We start from the raw sequence: 14,825 nt of genomic DNA, 5'->3' as shown, positions 1-14,825 counted from the left end.
TCGAACAATCGAAAAAACAAACAACACATGAAAGCCCTTCTACAAGTGATTAGCCTAGTCGTGATTAGCGTGGTGGTGATTATTATCCCACCGTGCGGGGCATCGCTTGGAGAAAGAAAGGCTTAAAAATCAAGTCTGGAATTCCAAAAACCCCCGCACCGAAAGGTCCGGGGGTTTTTTTTTGACCAGGCTAAATATCAGCAAATTAGCGAGGAACAGATTATGAGCAGTAGCATAAAATTCTGTTGTTCCCCTAGGAATACAGGAGAATAACCATGACAGGTGCACAGTGGGTAGTTCAGGCTTTACGCGCGCAGGGTGTCGATACAGTGTTTGGCTATCCTGGCGGCGCAATCATGCCAGTGTACGATGCGCTCTACGATGGCGGCGTGGAACACCTACTGTGTCGTCATGAGCAAGGTGCGGTGATGGCTGCTATCGGTTATGCCCGCGCAACCGGCAAGACTGGCGTATGTATCGCCACTTCGGGGCCCGGCGCCACCAACCTGATCACCGGTTTGGCGGATGCGATGATGGATTCGATCCCGGTTGTGGCGATCACCGGCCAGGTATCATCGGCCTTCATCGGCACCGACGCCTTCCAGGAAATAGACGTTCTTGGTTTATCGTTAGCCTGCACCAAACACAGTTTCCTCGTTGAATCGCTTGATGATTTACCCTCAGTGATGGCAGAAGCTTTTGCCATCGCGCAATCGGGTCGTCCCGGCCCGGTACTGGTCGATATCCCGAAAGACATTCAGATCGCCAATGGCGAACTGACGCCTCATCTGCTGCCAGTTGAGGAAGAAATCGGCCACTCCGCGCAGCACATTGCAGAGGCGCGCACATTGATGGCGCAATCGCATAAGCCGATGCTGTATATCGGTGGCGGCGTGGGTATGGCGCAGGCGGTTCCAGCCTTACGTGCCATGGCGCAGGAAACCGGTATTCCGATGGTTTCTACGCTGAAAGGTCTTGGCAGCGCGGATGCCAGCAGCGATCTCTATCTCGGGATGCTGGGCATGCACGGCACCAAAGCCGCTAACCTCGCGGTACAATCCTGTGATTTGCTGATTGCGGTTGGTGCGCGTTTTGACGACCGCGTTACTGGCAAGCTGGACACCTTCGCGCCGCACGCCAGCGTCATCCATATCGATATTGATCCTGCCGAGCTGAACAAACTGCGCCGTGCTCACGTTTCACTACAAGGCGATATGAATCAGGTGCTGCCGGCACTGAGCATGCCAATGCACATTGATGGCTGGCGCAAGGAAGTTAGCGCGATGAAAAGCGAGTTCGACTGGCGCTACGATCATCCAGGCGAAGCGATTTATGCGCCGTTGTTGCTGAAGCAGTTGTCTGACCGCAAAGCGGACAGCGCCGTGGTCACCACCGATGTAGGTCAACACCAGATGTGGGCCGCTCAGCACATGAGTTTCACCGCGCCAGAAAACTTCATCACCTCGAGCGGTCTCGGCACTATGGGCTTTGGCCTGCCGGCGGCGATTGGGGCGCAGGTAGCACGTCCGGAGGACACAGTGATCTGCGTGTCTGGCGATGGTTCTATCATGATGAACATTCAGGAGCTGGGCACCATCAAGCGCGGCAAGCTGCCGGTGAAAATTCTGCTGCTGGATAACCAGCGTCTCGGCATGGTGCGCCAGTGGCAGCAACTGTTCTTTGATGGTCGCTACAGCGAAACCATTCTGACCGACAACCCCGATTTCCTCACGCTGGCCAGCGCGTTTGATATCCCAGGCCAGCACATTAGCCGTAAAGATCAGGTCGACGCCGCCCTCGATGCTCTGCTGAACAGTGAAGGTCCTTACTTCCTGCATGTTTCGATAGATGAGCATGAAAACGTCTGGCCATTGGTACCGCCGGGTGCCAGCAACGCAAACATGATGGAGAAAACCGCATGAATCAGCATCAATTGTCTATCGAAGCCCGCTTTCGTCCTGAAATATTGGAGCGCATTTTGCGTGTCGTGCGTCACCGTGGTTTCCAGGTGTGTGCGATGAATATGGCCACCGCGGTCAATGCGGAGAACATTAATATCGAAATGACCGTTGCCAGCCAACGCTCAGTCGATTTACTGTCTTCGCAGTTAAGCAAACTTATGGATGTCGCTTGCGTCGAAATCCAACAACAGACAACACAACAAATCCGCGCATAGTCGCCAAAGGAAAAAGCAATGAGTACGAAGAAAGCAGACTTTATTTGGTTCAATGGTGAGATGGTTAAGTGGGAAGACGCCAAGGTCAGCGTTATGTCTCACGCCCTGCACTACGGTACTTCTGTGTTTGAAGGCGTGCGTTGCTACGACTCACACAAAGGTCCAGTGGTGTTCCGCCACCGTGAGCATATGAAGCGTCTGCATGAATCCGCCAAAATTTACCGTTTCCCGATTAAAGCCAGCGTTGATGAGTTGATGGAAGCGTGCCGCGAAGTGATCCGCGTGAACAAACTGAAAAGCGCTTATATCCGTCCGCTGGCCTTCGTGGGTGACGTGGGTCTGGGTGTGAACCCGCCAGATGGCTACACCACCGATGTAATCATCGCTGCCTTCCCCTGGGGTGCTTACCTGGGCGCTGAAGCGCTGGAAAACGGTATCGATGCCATGGTTTCTTCGTGGAACCGCGTTGCACCAAACACCTTGCCAACCGCCGCGAAAGCGGGTGGTAACTATCTCTCCTCTCTGCTGGTAGGCAGCGAAGCGCGCCGCCACGGCTATCAGGAAGGTATCGCGCTCGACACCAACGGCTATATTTCAGAAGGTGCTGGCGAAAACTTGTTCGAAGTGAAAGATGGCATTCTGTTCACGCCGCCGTTCACCTCTTCAGCGCTGCCGGGCATCACCCGTGACGCCATCATCAAGCTGGCGCAAGACATGGGTATTGAAGTGCGTGAGCAGGTTCTGTCGCGCGAATCCCTGTATCTGGCCGACGAAGTCTTCATGTCAGGTACTGCAGCGGAGATCACTCCGGTGCGCAGCGTCGACGGCATTCAAGTCGGCGAAGGTAAACGTGGTCCGGTCACCGGTCGTATCCAGAAGGCATTCTTTGGCCTGTTCACTGGCGAGACGGAAGACAAGTGGGGCTGGTTGGATCCGGTTAACGCATAACGAGATTTTTTGCGGGCGTCAGATGGCGCCCGCAACCTTATTATTACTGGAGTAAATAGAGCATGCCTAAGTACCGTTCCGCCACCACCACCCATGGACGTAACATGGCCGGTGCCCGTGCCTTGTGGCGCGCGACAGGAATGACCGACGACGATTTCGGTAAGCCGATTATCGCCGTGGTCAACTCATTCACCCAATTCGTACCGGGCCACGTGCACCTGCGCGATCTTGGCAAACTGGTTGCTGAGGAAATCGAAGCAGCTGGCGGCGTGGCCAAAGAGTTCAACACCATTGCGGTGGATGACGGTATCGCCATGGGTCATGGCGGCATGCTGTATTCACTGCCTTCACGTGAGCTGATTGCCGATTCAGTGGAGTACATGGTCAACGCGCACTGCGCCGATGCCATGGTATGTATCTCCAACTGTGACAAAATCACTCCTGGCATGCTGATGGCGTCACTGCGCCTCAACATTCCGGTGATCTTTGTGTCTGGCGGCCCGATGGAAGCCGGTAAAACCAAACTGTCTGATCAAATCATCAAGCTGGATCTGGTTGATGCGATGATTCAGGGCGCCAACCCGAACGTCAGCGATGCCGACAGCGATCAGATCGAACGTTCTGCTTGTCCAACCTGCGGTTCCTGTTCCGGTATGTTCACCGCCAACTCGATGAACTGTCTGACCGAAGCGCTGGGCTTGTCGCAGCCGGGTAACGGTTCACTGCTGGCCACACACGCCGATCGTAAAGAGCTGTTCATTAATGCCGGTAAGCGCATCGTTAGCCTGACCAAACGCTACTACGAGCAGGATGACGTCAACATGCTGCCGCGTAACATCGCCACCAAAGCGGCGTTCGAGAATGCGATGACGCTGGATATCGCTATGGGCGGTTCCACCAACACCGTTCTGCACCTGCTGGCAGCGGCGCTGGAAGGCGAAATCGACTTCAACATCTCCGATATCGATCGCTTGTCTCGTAAAGTGCCGCAGCTGTGTAAAGTGGCGCCAAGTACGCCGAAATATCACATGGAAGATGTGCACCGTGCGGGTGGCGTTATCGCCATTCTCGGTGAGTTAGATCGCGCCGGTTTAATCGACACCAGCGTGCGCAACATCTTGCAGCAGAGCATGCGTGAAACCCTGGATCAGTACGACATCATGCTGACCAAAGATCAGGCGGTGAAGGATATGTTCCGCGCTGGTCCTGCTGGTATTCGTACCACTAAGGCGTTCTCGCAGAACTGCCGTTGGGACACGCTGGATGATGACCGTACCGAGGGTTGTATTCGTACGCGCGAACACGCTTATTCGCAGGATGGCGGCTTAGCCGTGCTTTACGGCAACATTGCCGAAGATGGCTGCATCGTTAAAACTGCGGGCGTAGACAAAGAGATCCTCACCTTCAAAGGCCCGGCGAAAGTGTACGAAAGCCAGGATGATGCAGTTGAAGCGATCCTTGGCGGCAAAGTGGTAGCCGGCGACGTCGTGGTGATCCGCTACGAAGGACCGAAAGGCGGACCGGGCATGCAGGAAATGCTCTATCCGACCACTTATCTGAAATCCATGGGCCTTGGCAAAAGCTGCGCACTGATCACCGACGGTCGCTTCTCTGGCGGCACGTCAGGCTTATCGATTGGTCACGCCTCTCCGGAAGCGGCGAGCGGCGGCACCATCGCGCTGGTGAAAGATGGCGACATGATTGAGATCGATATCCCCAACCGTGGTATCAAGCTGGCGGTACCGGATAACGAACTGCACGCCCGTCGTGAAGAAGAGCAAGCGCGCGGCGATGCGGCTTATACCCCGCACGGCCGCGTACGTGAAGTCTCGTTTGCCCTGCGCGCCTATGCATCACTGGCGACCAGCGCAGACAAAGGCGCGGTACGCGATAAGTCCAAGCTGGGAGGCTAACCGATGGCTGAGTCTCAACCGCTCTCCGCGACGCCAAACGGCGCGGAGTATTTGCGCGCAGTGCTGCGTTCACCGGTGTATGAAATTGCCCAGGTGACGCCGCTGCAAAAAATGGAAAAAATTTCATCGCGTCTTGGCAACACCATTTTGGTGAAGCGTGAAGATCGTCAGCCGGTGCATAGCTTCAAGCTGCGCGGGGCTTACGCGATGATTGCCGGGCTGAACGAAGAGCAAAAAGCTCGCGGCGTGGTCACGGCTTCGGCCGGTAACCATGCGCAGGGCGTGGCGCTTTCGGCCAGCACGTTGGGCATCAAATCACTGATTGTGATGCCGCTGGCCACGGCAGACATCAAGGTTGATGCAGTACGCGCATTTGGCGGTGAGGCTTATCTGTTTGGTGCCAACTTCGACGAGGCGAAAGCCAAAGCGATTGAGCTGGCAGAGCAGCAGGGTTACACCTTCGTTCCTCCGTTTGACCATCCGGCGGTGATCGCCGGGCAGGGCACGCTGGCGATGGAGTTGCTGCAGCAGGATGCGCATCTCGATCGCGTCTTCGTGCCGGTCGGCGGCGGTGGTCTGGCGGCGGGTGTCGCGGTGCTGATCAAGCAGCTGATGCCGCAGATCAAAGTGATTGCCGTGGAATCGGAAGATTCAGCCTGCCTGAAGGCCGCGCTGGAAGCGGGTGAACCGGTAGATTTGGCGCGCGTGGGCTTGTTTGCGGAAGGCGTAGCGGTCAAACGCATCGGCAGCGAAACCTTCCGTCTGTGTCAGGAGTATCTCGATGACATCATCACGGTGGATAGCGATGCAATTTGCGCAGCGGTGAAAGATCTGTTCGAAGATGTGCGCGCCGTGGCGGAACCTTCCGGCGCGCTGGCGCTGGCGGGTATGAAGAAGTACATCCAGCTGCACGACATCAAAGGTGAGCGCCTGGCGCACGTGTTGTCGGGTGCCAACGTCAACTTCCACGGCTTGCGCTATGTCTCCGAGCGTTGCGAACTGGGCGAACAGCGTGAAGCGCTGCTGGCGGTCACCATTCCAGAACAGCAGGGCAGTTTCCTCAAGTTCTGTCAGACCATCGGCGGGCGCTCCATCACCGAGTTCAACTATCGTTACGCCGATGCGGATAACGCCTGCATTTTCGTCGGCGTGCGCTTAACGCGCGGGCTGGAGGAGCGCGGTGAGATCATCAGCCAACTGAGCGAAGCCGGTTATCACGTGGTGGATCTGTCGGATGACGAAATGGCCAAGCTGCACGTGCGCTACATGGTCGGCGGACGTCCATCGAAGCCGCTGCGCGAACGCCTGTTTAGCTTTGAATTCCCGGAAGCACCGGGCGCGCTGCTGAAGTTCCTGCAGACGTTGGGTGCGCACTGGAATATCTCGCTGTTCCATTATCGCAGCCACGGCACCGATTATGGCCGCGTGCTGGCGGCATTTGAAGCCAACGATCAGGAACCGGATTTCGAAACCCATCTCACCGCGTTGGGTTACGAATGGCATGACGAAGCGAGCAACCCGGCGTTCCGTTTCTTCCTCGCCGGGCAGTGATTACAGCTGGTGCCAGAACGCATTGATAAGCGGCTCTCCGAGCCGCTTTTTTTGTACGCAAACGCCGAGTTCCAGCGGTGCGACAGACTCCACATTCTCCAGCGTTAACACGCGATTGCGCACCGGTTCCGGGCTGTTCTCCAGCACCACATCCGGCAGCAGCGCAATACCACATCCCAGCGCCACCATTGACACAATCGCCTCATGACCGGAAACCGTGGCATAAATCTGCGGATTGGGAATGCGCTGGCGGCGGAACCATAAATCGATGCCGCGGCGTGCAGGTCCTTGTTCCGGGAGGATAAACGGAATTTGCGCCCAATCGGGTTGCTCCTGCGTCGCCTGATTGCGCACCGGGCAAGGCAGCGCCGGAGCGATCAGCACCAGCGGAATCAGGCCCAGTGGCGTAAAATCTATGCTGGCCGGCAGCGATTCTGGGCGACCGGCAATGGCGAGATCGGCGTCGCCGGACTGCACCATCTCAATCGCATCGGCGGCATCACCGGTAGTAAGTTTGATCTCTACCTGCGGATGTTCAGCACGAAAGCGGTCAAGAATCGGCGGCAGATGGCTGTAAGCGGCGGTCACCGAGCAGAACAGGCGCAGTTCACCGCTCAGTGACGGGCCGTTAAGATCCATCACATGGCGTAACTGCTGATACTGCAGCAACGTCTGCTGCGCAAACTGGCGCAGGCGCTCACCGGCTTCGGTTAGCGTGACGGTGCGGTTATCACGCAGGAACAGCGCGTGACCGACATCCTCTTCCAGGCGCTGAATCTGGCGCGAAAGAGTTGAAGGGCTGACGTGCATGGCACGCGCGGTGCGGCCAAAGTGGCAGCTTTCAGCCAGATGAAGGAAGAGTTTCAGGTCTCGTAAATCCATGCGCGTATCGCCTCAAGGTTATGTTGCAAATTATGCAATGTGACCTTGCTAATATATCAATTTAAGCAACGGATTTCCTGTCATATGATGGGGTCATTCGCGGCGTAAGAGATAACGTCGTTACTGAACAAAAACAAACACAACATCTAACCGGAGTACCCATGGCTAATTACTTCAACACATTGAATCTGCGCAACCAATTAGCGCAGCTGGGCAAATGTCGTTTCATGTCACGCGACGAATTCGCTGATGGCGCTAGCTTCCTGAAAGGCAAGAAAGTGGTCATCGTTGGCTGTGGTGCTCAGGGTCTGAACCAGGGTCTGAACATGCGTGATTCTGGTCTGGACGTGGCGTATGCCCTGCGTGCTGAAGCGATTGCTGATAAGCGTGCCTCTTTCCGCAAAGCGACCGACAACGGCTTCAAAGTCGGTACTTACGAAGAGCTGATCCCACAGGCCGATCTGGTGGTTAACCTGACGCCAGACAAGCAGCACTCTGCGGTCGTTCAGGCTGTTCAGCCGCTGATGAAAGATGGCGCTGCGCTGGGTTACTCACACGGTTTCAACATCGTTGAAGTAGGCGAAACCATCCGTAAAGACATCACCGTCGTGATGGTGGCGCCGAAGTGCCCGGGTACGGAAGTACGTGAAGAGTACAAGCGTGGTTTCGGTGTACCTACGCTGATCGCCGTTCACCCGGAAAACGATCCGAAAGGCGAAGGCATGGCGATTGCTAAAGCCTGGGCAGCAGCGACCGGCGGCGACCGTGCAGGCGTGCTGGAATCTTCCTTCGTTGCGGAAGTGAAATCTGACCTGATGGGCGAGCAGACCATCCTGTGCGGTATGCTGCAGGCCGGTTCTCTGTTGTGCTTCGACAAGCTGGTGGCTGAAGGTCATGACGCGGCTTACACCGAAAAACTGATTCAGTTCGGCTGGGAAACCATCACCGAATCACTGAAGTTTGGCGGCATCACGCTGATGATGGATCGCTTGTCTAATCCGGCAAAAATCCGCGCTTATGCGTTGTCTGAGCAGCTGAAAACCATCATGGCTCCGCTGTTCCAGAAGCACATGGATGACATCATCTCTGGCGAATTCTCTTCAGGCATGATGGCTGACTGGGCTAACGACGACAAAAACCTGCTGACCTGGCGTGAAGAGACCGGCGCAACGGCATTCGAAAACGCACCGCAGTTTGATGGCAAAATCGAAGAGCAGGAATATTACGACAAAGGCGTCGTGATGGTTGCGATGGTCAAAGCAGGCGTTGAGCTGGCATTCGAAACCATGGTTGACGCGGGCATCATCGAAGAGTCGGCTTACTACGAATCACTGCACGAGCTGCCGCTGATTGCTAACACCATCGCACGTAAGCGTCTGTATGAAATGAACGTGGTGATCTCGGATACCGCAGAATACGGTAACTACCTGTTCTCCTTTGCGGCAGTTCCACTGCTGAAAGAGTTCATGACCACGCTGCAGCCGGGCGATCTGGGCAAAGCAGTTGAAGGTACGCAGGTGGATAACGCGCAGCTGCGTGACGTCAACGAAGCCGTTCGTCAGCACCCAATCGAATCTGTAGGCCGCAAACTGCGTGGCTACATGACCGATATGAAACGTATCGCTGTCGCTGGCTAAGCCACGCGCGACACAGTTTTCAGCACAATAAAAAACCCCGGCTTGCCGGGGTTTTTTGTTATTGGTGCTCGCTGTCCCCCATCCCGTCCTTCCCCCGCTTGCGGGGGAAGGAGACGCTGCCACATGCAGCTTCAGAACTCACATATGGCAGCATCTTCCTCCCCCATTTATGGGGGAGGACCGAGGAGGGGGACAGCGAGCACATACCTAAGGGACAGCAAGCACCCACGACCCAGAGTACAGCCAGCTCAATCACACCGCTTCATACAGCGTCTGATTTCGCGTCTCTTTACAGGCAATCAGCGCGATCAACGTCAACACCGCCATCGAAGCCAGATAGAAACCCACCGCCTGCAAACCGTAATGGGCGTTCAGCCAGGTAGCGATATAAGGCGCTACCGAGGCACCAAGAATCGACGATAGGTTGTAAGAGAACGATGCGCCGGTATAACGCACTTCCGTTGGGAACAGCTCTGGCAGCAGCGCGCCCATCGGACCAAACGTCAGGCCCATAATGCTCAGACCAAGGATCAGGAAGCCCATTACCAGCACCTGAGAACCGGAACCCAGCAGCATTGGGAACATCAATGCAAAGGCGATAATCATCAACGTAATGGTGATCATGGTTTTACGACGACCAAAGCGATCGGCCAGCAGACCGGCAATCGGCACCATCACACCAAAACCAATCACCGCCACCATCAGCATCCACAGGAAGCTGTTACGCGAATAGCCAAGGCCAGCCGGTGCGGGTGCGGTGCCGTAACTCATCGAATACACGGTCATGATGTAGAACAGCGTGTAAGTGGCGAGCATGATGAAGGTGCCGAGAATGGTGGCGGTCAGATGCTTACTCAGCAGCGTGCCGATCGGCATTTTCACCTGTTTGTTCTCTTTCTGCACTTTGGCGAATACCGGGCTTTCATGCAGCGAAACGCGCACATACAGGCCAATTAACACCAGCACCGCAGAGAGAATAAACGGCACGCGCCAGCCCCAGTTCATGAACTGCTCGTCGGTCAGTAACCATGAAAGCAGCAGGAACGTGCCGTTAGCGAAGAAGAAGCCAATCGGCGCGCCGAGCTGTGGGAACGAACCATAAAGCGCACGTTTCTTCGCCGGAGCATTTTCGGTCGCCAGCAGCGCCGCGCCGCCCCATTCGCCACCAAGGCCAAGACCCTGACCAAAACGCGCCAGCGCCAGCAGCAGCGGCGCTGCCACGCCAATGGTTTCATAACCTGGCAGTAAACCAATCAGCACCGTCGAGACGCCCATGGTCAGCAGCGATGCCACCAAGGTGGCTTTACGGCCAACGCGGTCGCCAAAGTGTCCAAACACGGCAGAACCGATAGGACGCGCCACGAAGGCGATCGCGAAGGTCGCCAGCGACTGCAACGTGGCCACGGTCGGATCGCCCTGCGGGAAGAAGATGTGCGGGAAAATAATCACCGCAGCGGTGGCATAGATATAGAAATCGAAGAACTCAATGGCGGTGCCGACAAGCGATGCCACAACCACTTTGCCACGTGAATTGACCGGCGTGTCGTCGTGTTTTTTGTCGAGTGTTTCTGTGATGGAGGCTTGCATAAGTGTTTCTTAATTGTAAATGTAGACAGAGAATCTTACGCACCTGGTTTGCGGCATTCAATGGCGAAAAACCGCGTCAGACCGGGCTTTTTCGGCGAATAAGTGGATAATTTCTGAGTTGCTGCGATCAGTGGCGGATGGGAACGGGAAGTGTCACTTTTTTGGCGGGAATCTCTGCAAAAGGGCCAAATTAAAGTGACCCTTTAGCGTTTCCTGCTGGTTTTTGCTGAAAAAGCAGCCTGCAGGAGACATTTTTAGCTAGTACGGCAATTGTAACAACCTCGTTGGCTTATTTAGCCTGATGCGGCTGCGGCATCTCTTTATCATCTTTGTATTTGGCGGTGGCGATCCACGCGGCGCAGAACAGCGTCAAACGCGCAAAGAAGTAGAAGAACGCCATTAAGCCGAGTACTGAACCAAAGGCCGCGCCCGACGGCGAGCTTGCCAGCTTCGGCAGCGTCAGCGTCATTACAAACTTGATCACCTCAAAGCCAATCGCCGCCAGCAGCGTGCCGCGGAACAGCGCTTTTTTACGCGGCTTGTGGCGCGGTAAAATCCAGAAGATCCACAGGAACAGCAGATAGTTAGCCAGGATAGAGATAGATAACGCAATCACCGTCATCGCTGGGCGCAGCCACTCAATGTCTTCCAGCCCCAGCGCGTTAACGATCGCTGCCTGCGCCGCGCCGGCAATCGAGGTCAGCGACAGCGTAATCACCAGCGCAAACATCAAACCCAACAGCGAAATCAGATCGCGCGCGTACTTCTTCCAGAATTTCTCCTGATCGTCCGGCGTGCGTTCCCACACGTCGCGTGACTGCGCGCGCACCGCTTCACGCAGGTTGCCCATCCAGTTAATGCCGGAGTAGAGCGCCAGCAGCAAACCGGTTAATCCCACTGTGGCACGCTGCTGAATCGCGGTATTCACCGTATTTTTCAGCGTGGTGGCCAGCGTCGGATCGCTGATGCTGTTAACGATTTTGTTGATCAACTCGGTGAGCAAATCCTGATTCGACGCCAGCACAAAACCGACCGCCGCAAAGGAGACCATCAAAATCGGTATCAGAGAGAGAAAGGAAAAGTAAGTGATCGCCGCGCCAAACTGGCTACCGAGACGATCGTTGAAGCGTTCCAGCGCGCGCATAAAGTGCGCCACCGCCGGAATCGCCTGGAACCAGGCAGCGAAGCGCGACACATTCTGAATCGAGCCATCCACGGTTTTATTGCCGGTTTTAATATCAATCAGCGGCTTGGCTTCTGCCTCGGCCGCAGTCTGTTTAGGGGTTTTGTCCGTCATAGACGATAGTCATCCTGTTCACTGCGAAAATACAATTATAGTCTGCTAAGTTACATATTCCTGCAGGACTTGGCTGAGCCATTCCATAAACACTCGCACGCGGCGCGCCACGTTGCGGCGATGCGGATAAAGCAGCGAGATCGGCATCGGTTTCGCCGGGAAGTGATGCAGCACTTCAACCAGTTGCCCCGATTCCAGCAGCGGCTGCACGCCAATCGCCGGCACCTGAATAATGCCGAGCCCGGCCATGCAGGCGGCGCGATAGGTTTCGGTGCTGTTTACCGTCACTACGCCGCCGGTTTGAACGTAATGACACTGTTTGCCATCAAAATATTCAAAGCCCAATGAAGGTTGTCCCAGCTGCTGGGTGTAATGCACCATCGCGTGTTGCGACAGATCTTCCAGCCGCACCGGCATGCCGAAGCGGGAAAGGTAGCCGGGGCTGGCGCAGTTGATCAAGGCGTGCGAGCCGATTTTCCGCGCAATCAGCCCGGAATCTTTCAGCTCGCCAACGCGCACTACGCAGTCAAATCCTTCGCGAATCACATCAACCTGACGATCGCTGCTGCTCAACTCAATTTCCAGACCGGGATAGTGCTGCAAAAACTCCGGCAATCGTGGCAGCACAAAGCCGGTCGCCATCGCCACCGACATGTCCACGCGCAATTTGCCGCTTAAGGTGCCGGGATCGTGCTGGAACAGGCTGTCCATGTCGTCGAGCATCGACAGTAAATCGAGGCAGCGATCGTAATAAACCAGGCCGTCCTGCGTCAGGTGCACACGTCGCGTGGTGCGATGCAGCAGGCGCGTCCCCATTTGATTCTCCAGCGCCTGCAGCTGGCGGGATACGCTGCCTTTCGGTAAACCTAAGCTTTCTGCCGCACGGGTAAAACTGCCCATTTCTGCCACCCGCACAAAAACCTGCATAGCGTGAATTTTATCCATGTTGTTCACCGATTGTTGTTGTTAGTGAAACAGTGCTGCGTATTCCTCTGCGTTTATAGATCAATTATTCACGAATATCCTTAACACGTGTTCAATTTTCCAACTGGAGCGAAACATGAGTCATAAAATTGCATTGATTACCGGCGGAAATCGCGGTTTAGGCAAGAATGGGGCGTTGAAACTGGCTGCCAAAGGCACTGATATCCTGTTTACCTATCGCGGTCACGCGGAAGAAGCGCAGGCGGTTGTGCAGGAGATTGAAGCGCTGGGCGCGCGTGCGGTGGCGTTGCAGCTGGATGTAGGCGACACAGGCACGTTTGACGGCTTCGTGGCGCAGGTGAGAGAAGCGCTGCAGAAAACCTGGCAGCGTGACAGCTTTGATTATTTAGTGAACAACGCCGGTCACGGTCACTACAAGCTGTTCGCAGAGACCAGCGAAGATGAGTTTGATGCGCTGGTGAATGTGCACTTCAAAGGGCCGTTCTTCCTGACGCAAAAACTGCTGCCGCTGATCGTTGATGGTGGACGCATCCTGAATATCTCCAGCGGTTTAACCCGTTTAACGCTGCCAGGTTCAGGCACGTATGCCTCAATTAAAGGCGCGATGGAAGTGTTAACGCGCTATCAGGCCAAAGAGTTAGGCGAGCGTCATATCCGCGTCAACATTCTGGCGCCAGGCGCGATTGAAACCGACTTCGGCGGCGGTCGCGTGCGTGATACCAAAGATCTCAACGATCATATCGCTTCAGTCACCGCGCTGGGCCGCGTCGGCTTGCCGGGTGATATCGGCGATGCCATCAGCGCGATTCTCAGCGATGAAACCGGCTGGATCACCGCACAGCGCATTGAAGCCTCAGGCGGCCAAGGTCTGTAAAAATATAAACTGATGCACATATTCGTAGCGGCGCAATTTATTGCGCAATAAATTGCGCCGCTACGGATGGTGCAGATTACAATTACAGCTCAATCGTCCCGTCAATCACCGTCACGGTTTGGCCACCAATCCAGATCGCTTTATCGCTAAAACTCACCTGAATGCGACCTTCCCGCTGAATCGCGCTGCCCTGACGTGCCCGATAATCCCGCGTTTGCTTGTTAGCCTCGAAATAGCGCGCCAGACAGGCGTTGGCGCTGCCGGTCACCGGATCCTCAGTCAAGCTGCCGTTCTCAACCAGCAATGCGCGCACTTCATACTGCTCGTTTTCGCCCGACGGTAACGCACCAAAAATTGCCGTACCGTTAACCTCAGCATGCTGATGTAAACGGTGTAAATCGGCTGCGGACGGCACCACATCCAGCACCGCTTGCGCGCTACTCATAGGAATCAGCAGCCAGCGAATACCCATATCAACGATGGTCGGCATTTGGCTGAGATCGAATGATTCACTGTTCAGCGCGCTGCTCATCAGCGCATCACTGAACGGCGTTAATGTGGCGGCAGGCGCGGCAAACGCCAGCGCTCCGTCATCGCTGATTTTCACCTCAACCAGACCAACGCCGCACTCCTGCACGATTTTTCCCGGCGTTTTCAGCGGCCAACCGGCTTCCAGCAGCGCATGCGCGGTACCTAACGTCGGATGCCCGGCAAAAGGCAGTTCACCTTCGACGGTAAAAATGCGCACGCGGTAATCCGCCGACGCATCCTGTGGCGGCAGCACAAAGGTGGTTTCCGACAGATTGGTCCAGCGCGCAATCGCCGTCAGCTGCGCGTCACTCAATCCCTGTGCATCCATGATCACCGCCAGCGGATTACCTTTAAACGCCGATGAGGTAAACACGTCCACCTGTTTAAATGCGACCTTCATTGTCACTCCTTCCTCGTTGAGGTTGTCTGAAATCGGGATTTACATCCTGCTGATTGCGAAAGGCCAGCAACAGGGCTATGAATA

The 14,825-nt window shown here is 55.6% G+C and carries 13 protein-coding genes; 8 read left to right on the top strand and 5 right to left on the bottom strand.

Translation table 11 applies throughout. The features are described 5' to 3' along the window. Window positions 1-27 precede the first annotated feature (27 nt). The 6 genes from ilvL (at window position 28) to ilvA (ending at window position 6,588) form a co-directional block, all read left to right on the top strand. The gene (ilvL, locus tag PO881_RS18510) at window positions 28-126 is read left to right on the top strand and encodes an ilv operon leader peptide (RefSeq protein ID WP_071531048.1); all 99 of its coding nucleotides are present in this window, start codon (window positions 28-30) and stop codon (window positions 124-126) included. A 149-nt stretch (window positions 127-275) separates the two neighbouring features. Then, entirely contained in the window at window positions 276-1,922 is a 1,647-nt protein-coding gene (gene ilvG, locus PO881_RS18505) for an acetolactate synthase 2 catalytic subunit (protein ID WP_271461144.1), read from the top strand. Further along, the gene (ilvM, locus tag PO881_RS18500) at window positions 1,919-2,176 is read left to right on the top strand and encodes an acetolactate synthase 2 small subunit (RefSeq protein ID WP_101762784.1); all 258 of its coding nucleotides are present in this window, start codon (window positions 1,919-1,921) and stop codon (window positions 2,174-2,176) included. The genes ilvG and ilvM overlap by 4 nt, the downstream gene beginning before the upstream one ends. Before the next feature lie 18 nt (window positions 2,177-2,194). Further along, window positions 2,195-3,124 (top strand): branched-chain amino acid transaminase, encoded by a 930-nt coding sequence (locus PO881_RS18495; RefSeq protein WP_007888821.1) that lies wholly within the window; start codon window positions 2,195-2,197, stop codon window positions 3,122-3,124. Between the two features lie 62 nt (window positions 3,125-3,186). Next, window positions 3,187-5,037 (top strand): dihydroxy-acid dehydratase, encoded by a 1,851-nt coding sequence (gene ilvD, locus PO881_RS18490; protein ID WP_280172199.1) that lies wholly within the window; start codon window positions 3,187-3,189, stop codon window positions 5,035-5,037. Window positions 5,038-5,040: 3 nt separating this feature from the next. Continuing rightward, window positions 5,041-6,588 (top strand): threonine ammonia-lyase, biosynthetic, encoded by a 1,548-nt coding sequence (gene ilvA, locus PO881_RS18485; RefSeq protein WP_192415445.1) that lies wholly within the window; start codon window positions 5,041-5,043, stop codon window positions 6,586-6,588. On the opposite strand, the gene ilvY is transcribed toward ilvA, so the two are convergent. Then, entirely contained in the window at window positions 6,589-7,470 is an 882-nt protein-coding gene (gene ilvY, locus PO881_RS18480; protein WP_008106630.1) for an HTH-type transcriptional activator IlvY, read from the bottom strand. It lies immediately after the preceding gene. Between the two features lie 161 nt (window positions 7,471-7,631). Here ilvY and ilvC point away from each other — a divergent pair, with 161 nt between their 5' ends. Then, a complete protein-coding gene (gene ilvC, locus PO881_RS18475; protein ID WP_192415448.1) occupies window positions 7,632-9,107 on the top strand; it encodes a ketol-acid reductoisomerase in 1,476 nt (491 codons plus the stop codon). Between the two features lie 252 nt (window positions 9,108-9,359). On the opposite strand, the gene PO881_RS18470 is transcribed toward ilvC, so the two are convergent. The 3 genes from PO881_RS18470 to PO881_RS18460 all read right to left on the bottom strand — a co-directional run bounded on the left by PO881_RS18470 (window position 9,360) and on the right by PO881_RS18460 (window position 12,936). Next, a complete protein-coding gene (locus PO881_RS18470; RefSeq protein WP_101762781.1) occupies window positions 9,360-10,694 on the bottom strand; it encodes an MFS transporter in 1,335 nt (444 codons plus the stop codon). A 289-nt stretch (window positions 10,695-10,983) separates the two neighbouring features. After that, a complete protein-coding gene (yhjD, locus tag PO881_RS18465) occupies window positions 10,984-11,991 on the bottom strand; it encodes an inner membrane protein YhjD (RefSeq protein ID WP_110867713.1) in 1,008 nt (335 codons plus the stop codon). Window positions 11,992-12,036: 45 nt separating this feature from the next. Next, window positions 12,037-12,936, bottom strand: coding sequence for a LysR family transcriptional regulator (locus tag PO881_RS18460; protein WP_101762793.1), 900 nt, complete (start codon window positions 12,934-12,936; stop codon window positions 12,037-12,039). Window positions 12,937-13,051: 115 nt separating this feature from the next. Here PO881_RS18460 and PO881_RS18455 point away from each other — a divergent pair, with 115 nt between their 5' ends. Then, a complete protein-coding gene (locus PO881_RS18455) occupies window positions 13,052-13,810 on the top strand; it encodes an SDR family oxidoreductase (RefSeq protein ID WP_280172198.1) in 759 nt (252 codons plus the stop codon). 82 nt (window positions 13,811-13,892) lie between these two features. On the opposite strand, the gene PO881_RS18450 is transcribed toward PO881_RS18455, so the two are convergent. Further along, the gene (locus PO881_RS18450) at window positions 13,893-14,741 is read right to left on the bottom strand and encodes a PhzF family phenazine biosynthesis protein (RefSeq protein WP_101762778.1); all 849 of its coding nucleotides are present in this window, start codon (window positions 14,739-14,741) and stop codon (window positions 13,893-13,895) included. Window positions 14,742-14,825 lie beyond the last annotated feature (84 nt).

The sequence above is a fragment of the Pantoea sp. SS70 genome, from assembly GCF_029866845.1.
Taxonomy (GTDB): domain Bacteria; phylum Pseudomonadota; class Gammaproteobacteria; order Enterobacterales; family Enterobacteriaceae; genus Pantoea; species Pantoea leporis.
The sequence above is the reverse complement of the archived record's forward strand: the minus strand, read 5'-3'. Positions and strand labels throughout refer to the sequence as shown.

Excerpts from the sequence above, each read along its gene's own strand:
- yhjD (WP_110867713.1), bottom strand. The coding sequence starts at position 11,991 with ATGACGGACAAAACCCCTAAACAGACTGCGGCCGAGGCAGAAGCCAAG.
- PO881_RS18495 (WP_007888821.1), top strand. The coding sequence starts at position 2,195 with ATGAGTACGAAGAAAGCAGACTTTATTTGGTTCAATGGTGAGATGGTT.
- ilvG (WP_271461144.1), top strand. The coding sequence starts at position 276 with ATGACAGGTGCACAGTGGGTAGTTCAGGCTTTACGCGCGCAGGGTGTC.
- PO881_RS18460 (WP_101762793.1), bottom strand. The coding sequence starts at position 12,936 with ATGGATAAAATTCACGCTATGCAGGTTTTTGTGCGGGTGGCAGAAATG.
- PO881_RS18470 (WP_101762781.1), bottom strand. The coding sequence starts at position 10,694 with ATGCAAGCCTCCATCACAGAAACACTCGACAAAAAACACGACGACACG.
- ilvY (WP_008106630.1), bottom strand. The coding sequence starts at position 7,470 with ATGGATTTACGAGACCTGAAACTCTTCCTTCATCTGGCTGAAAGCTGC.
- ilvA (WP_192415445.1), top strand. The coding sequence starts at position 5,041 with ATGGCTGAGTCTCAACCGCTCTCCGCGACGCCAAACGGCGCGGAGTAT.
- PO881_RS18455 (WP_280172198.1), top strand. The coding sequence starts at position 13,052 with ATGAGTCATAAAATTGCATTGATTACCGGCGGAAATCGCGGTTTAGGC.
- PO881_RS18450 (WP_101762778.1), bottom strand. The coding sequence starts at position 14,741 with ATGAAGGTCGCATTTAAACAGGTGGACGTGTTTACCTCATCGGCGTTT.
- ilvM (WP_101762784.1), top strand. The coding sequence starts at position 1,919 with ATGAATCAGCATCAATTGTCTATCGAAGCCCGCTTTCGTCCTGAAATA.
- ilvL (WP_071531048.1), top strand. The coding sequence starts at position 28 with ATGAAAGCCCTTCTACAAGTGATTAGCCTAGTCGTGATTAGCGTGGTG.
- ilvD (WP_280172199.1), top strand. The coding sequence starts at position 3,187 with ATGCCTAAGTACCGTTCCGCCACCACCACCCATGGACGTAACATGGCC.
- ilvC (WP_192415448.1), top strand. The coding sequence starts at position 7,632 with ATGGCTAATTACTTCAACACATTGAATCTGCGCAACCAATTAGCGCAG.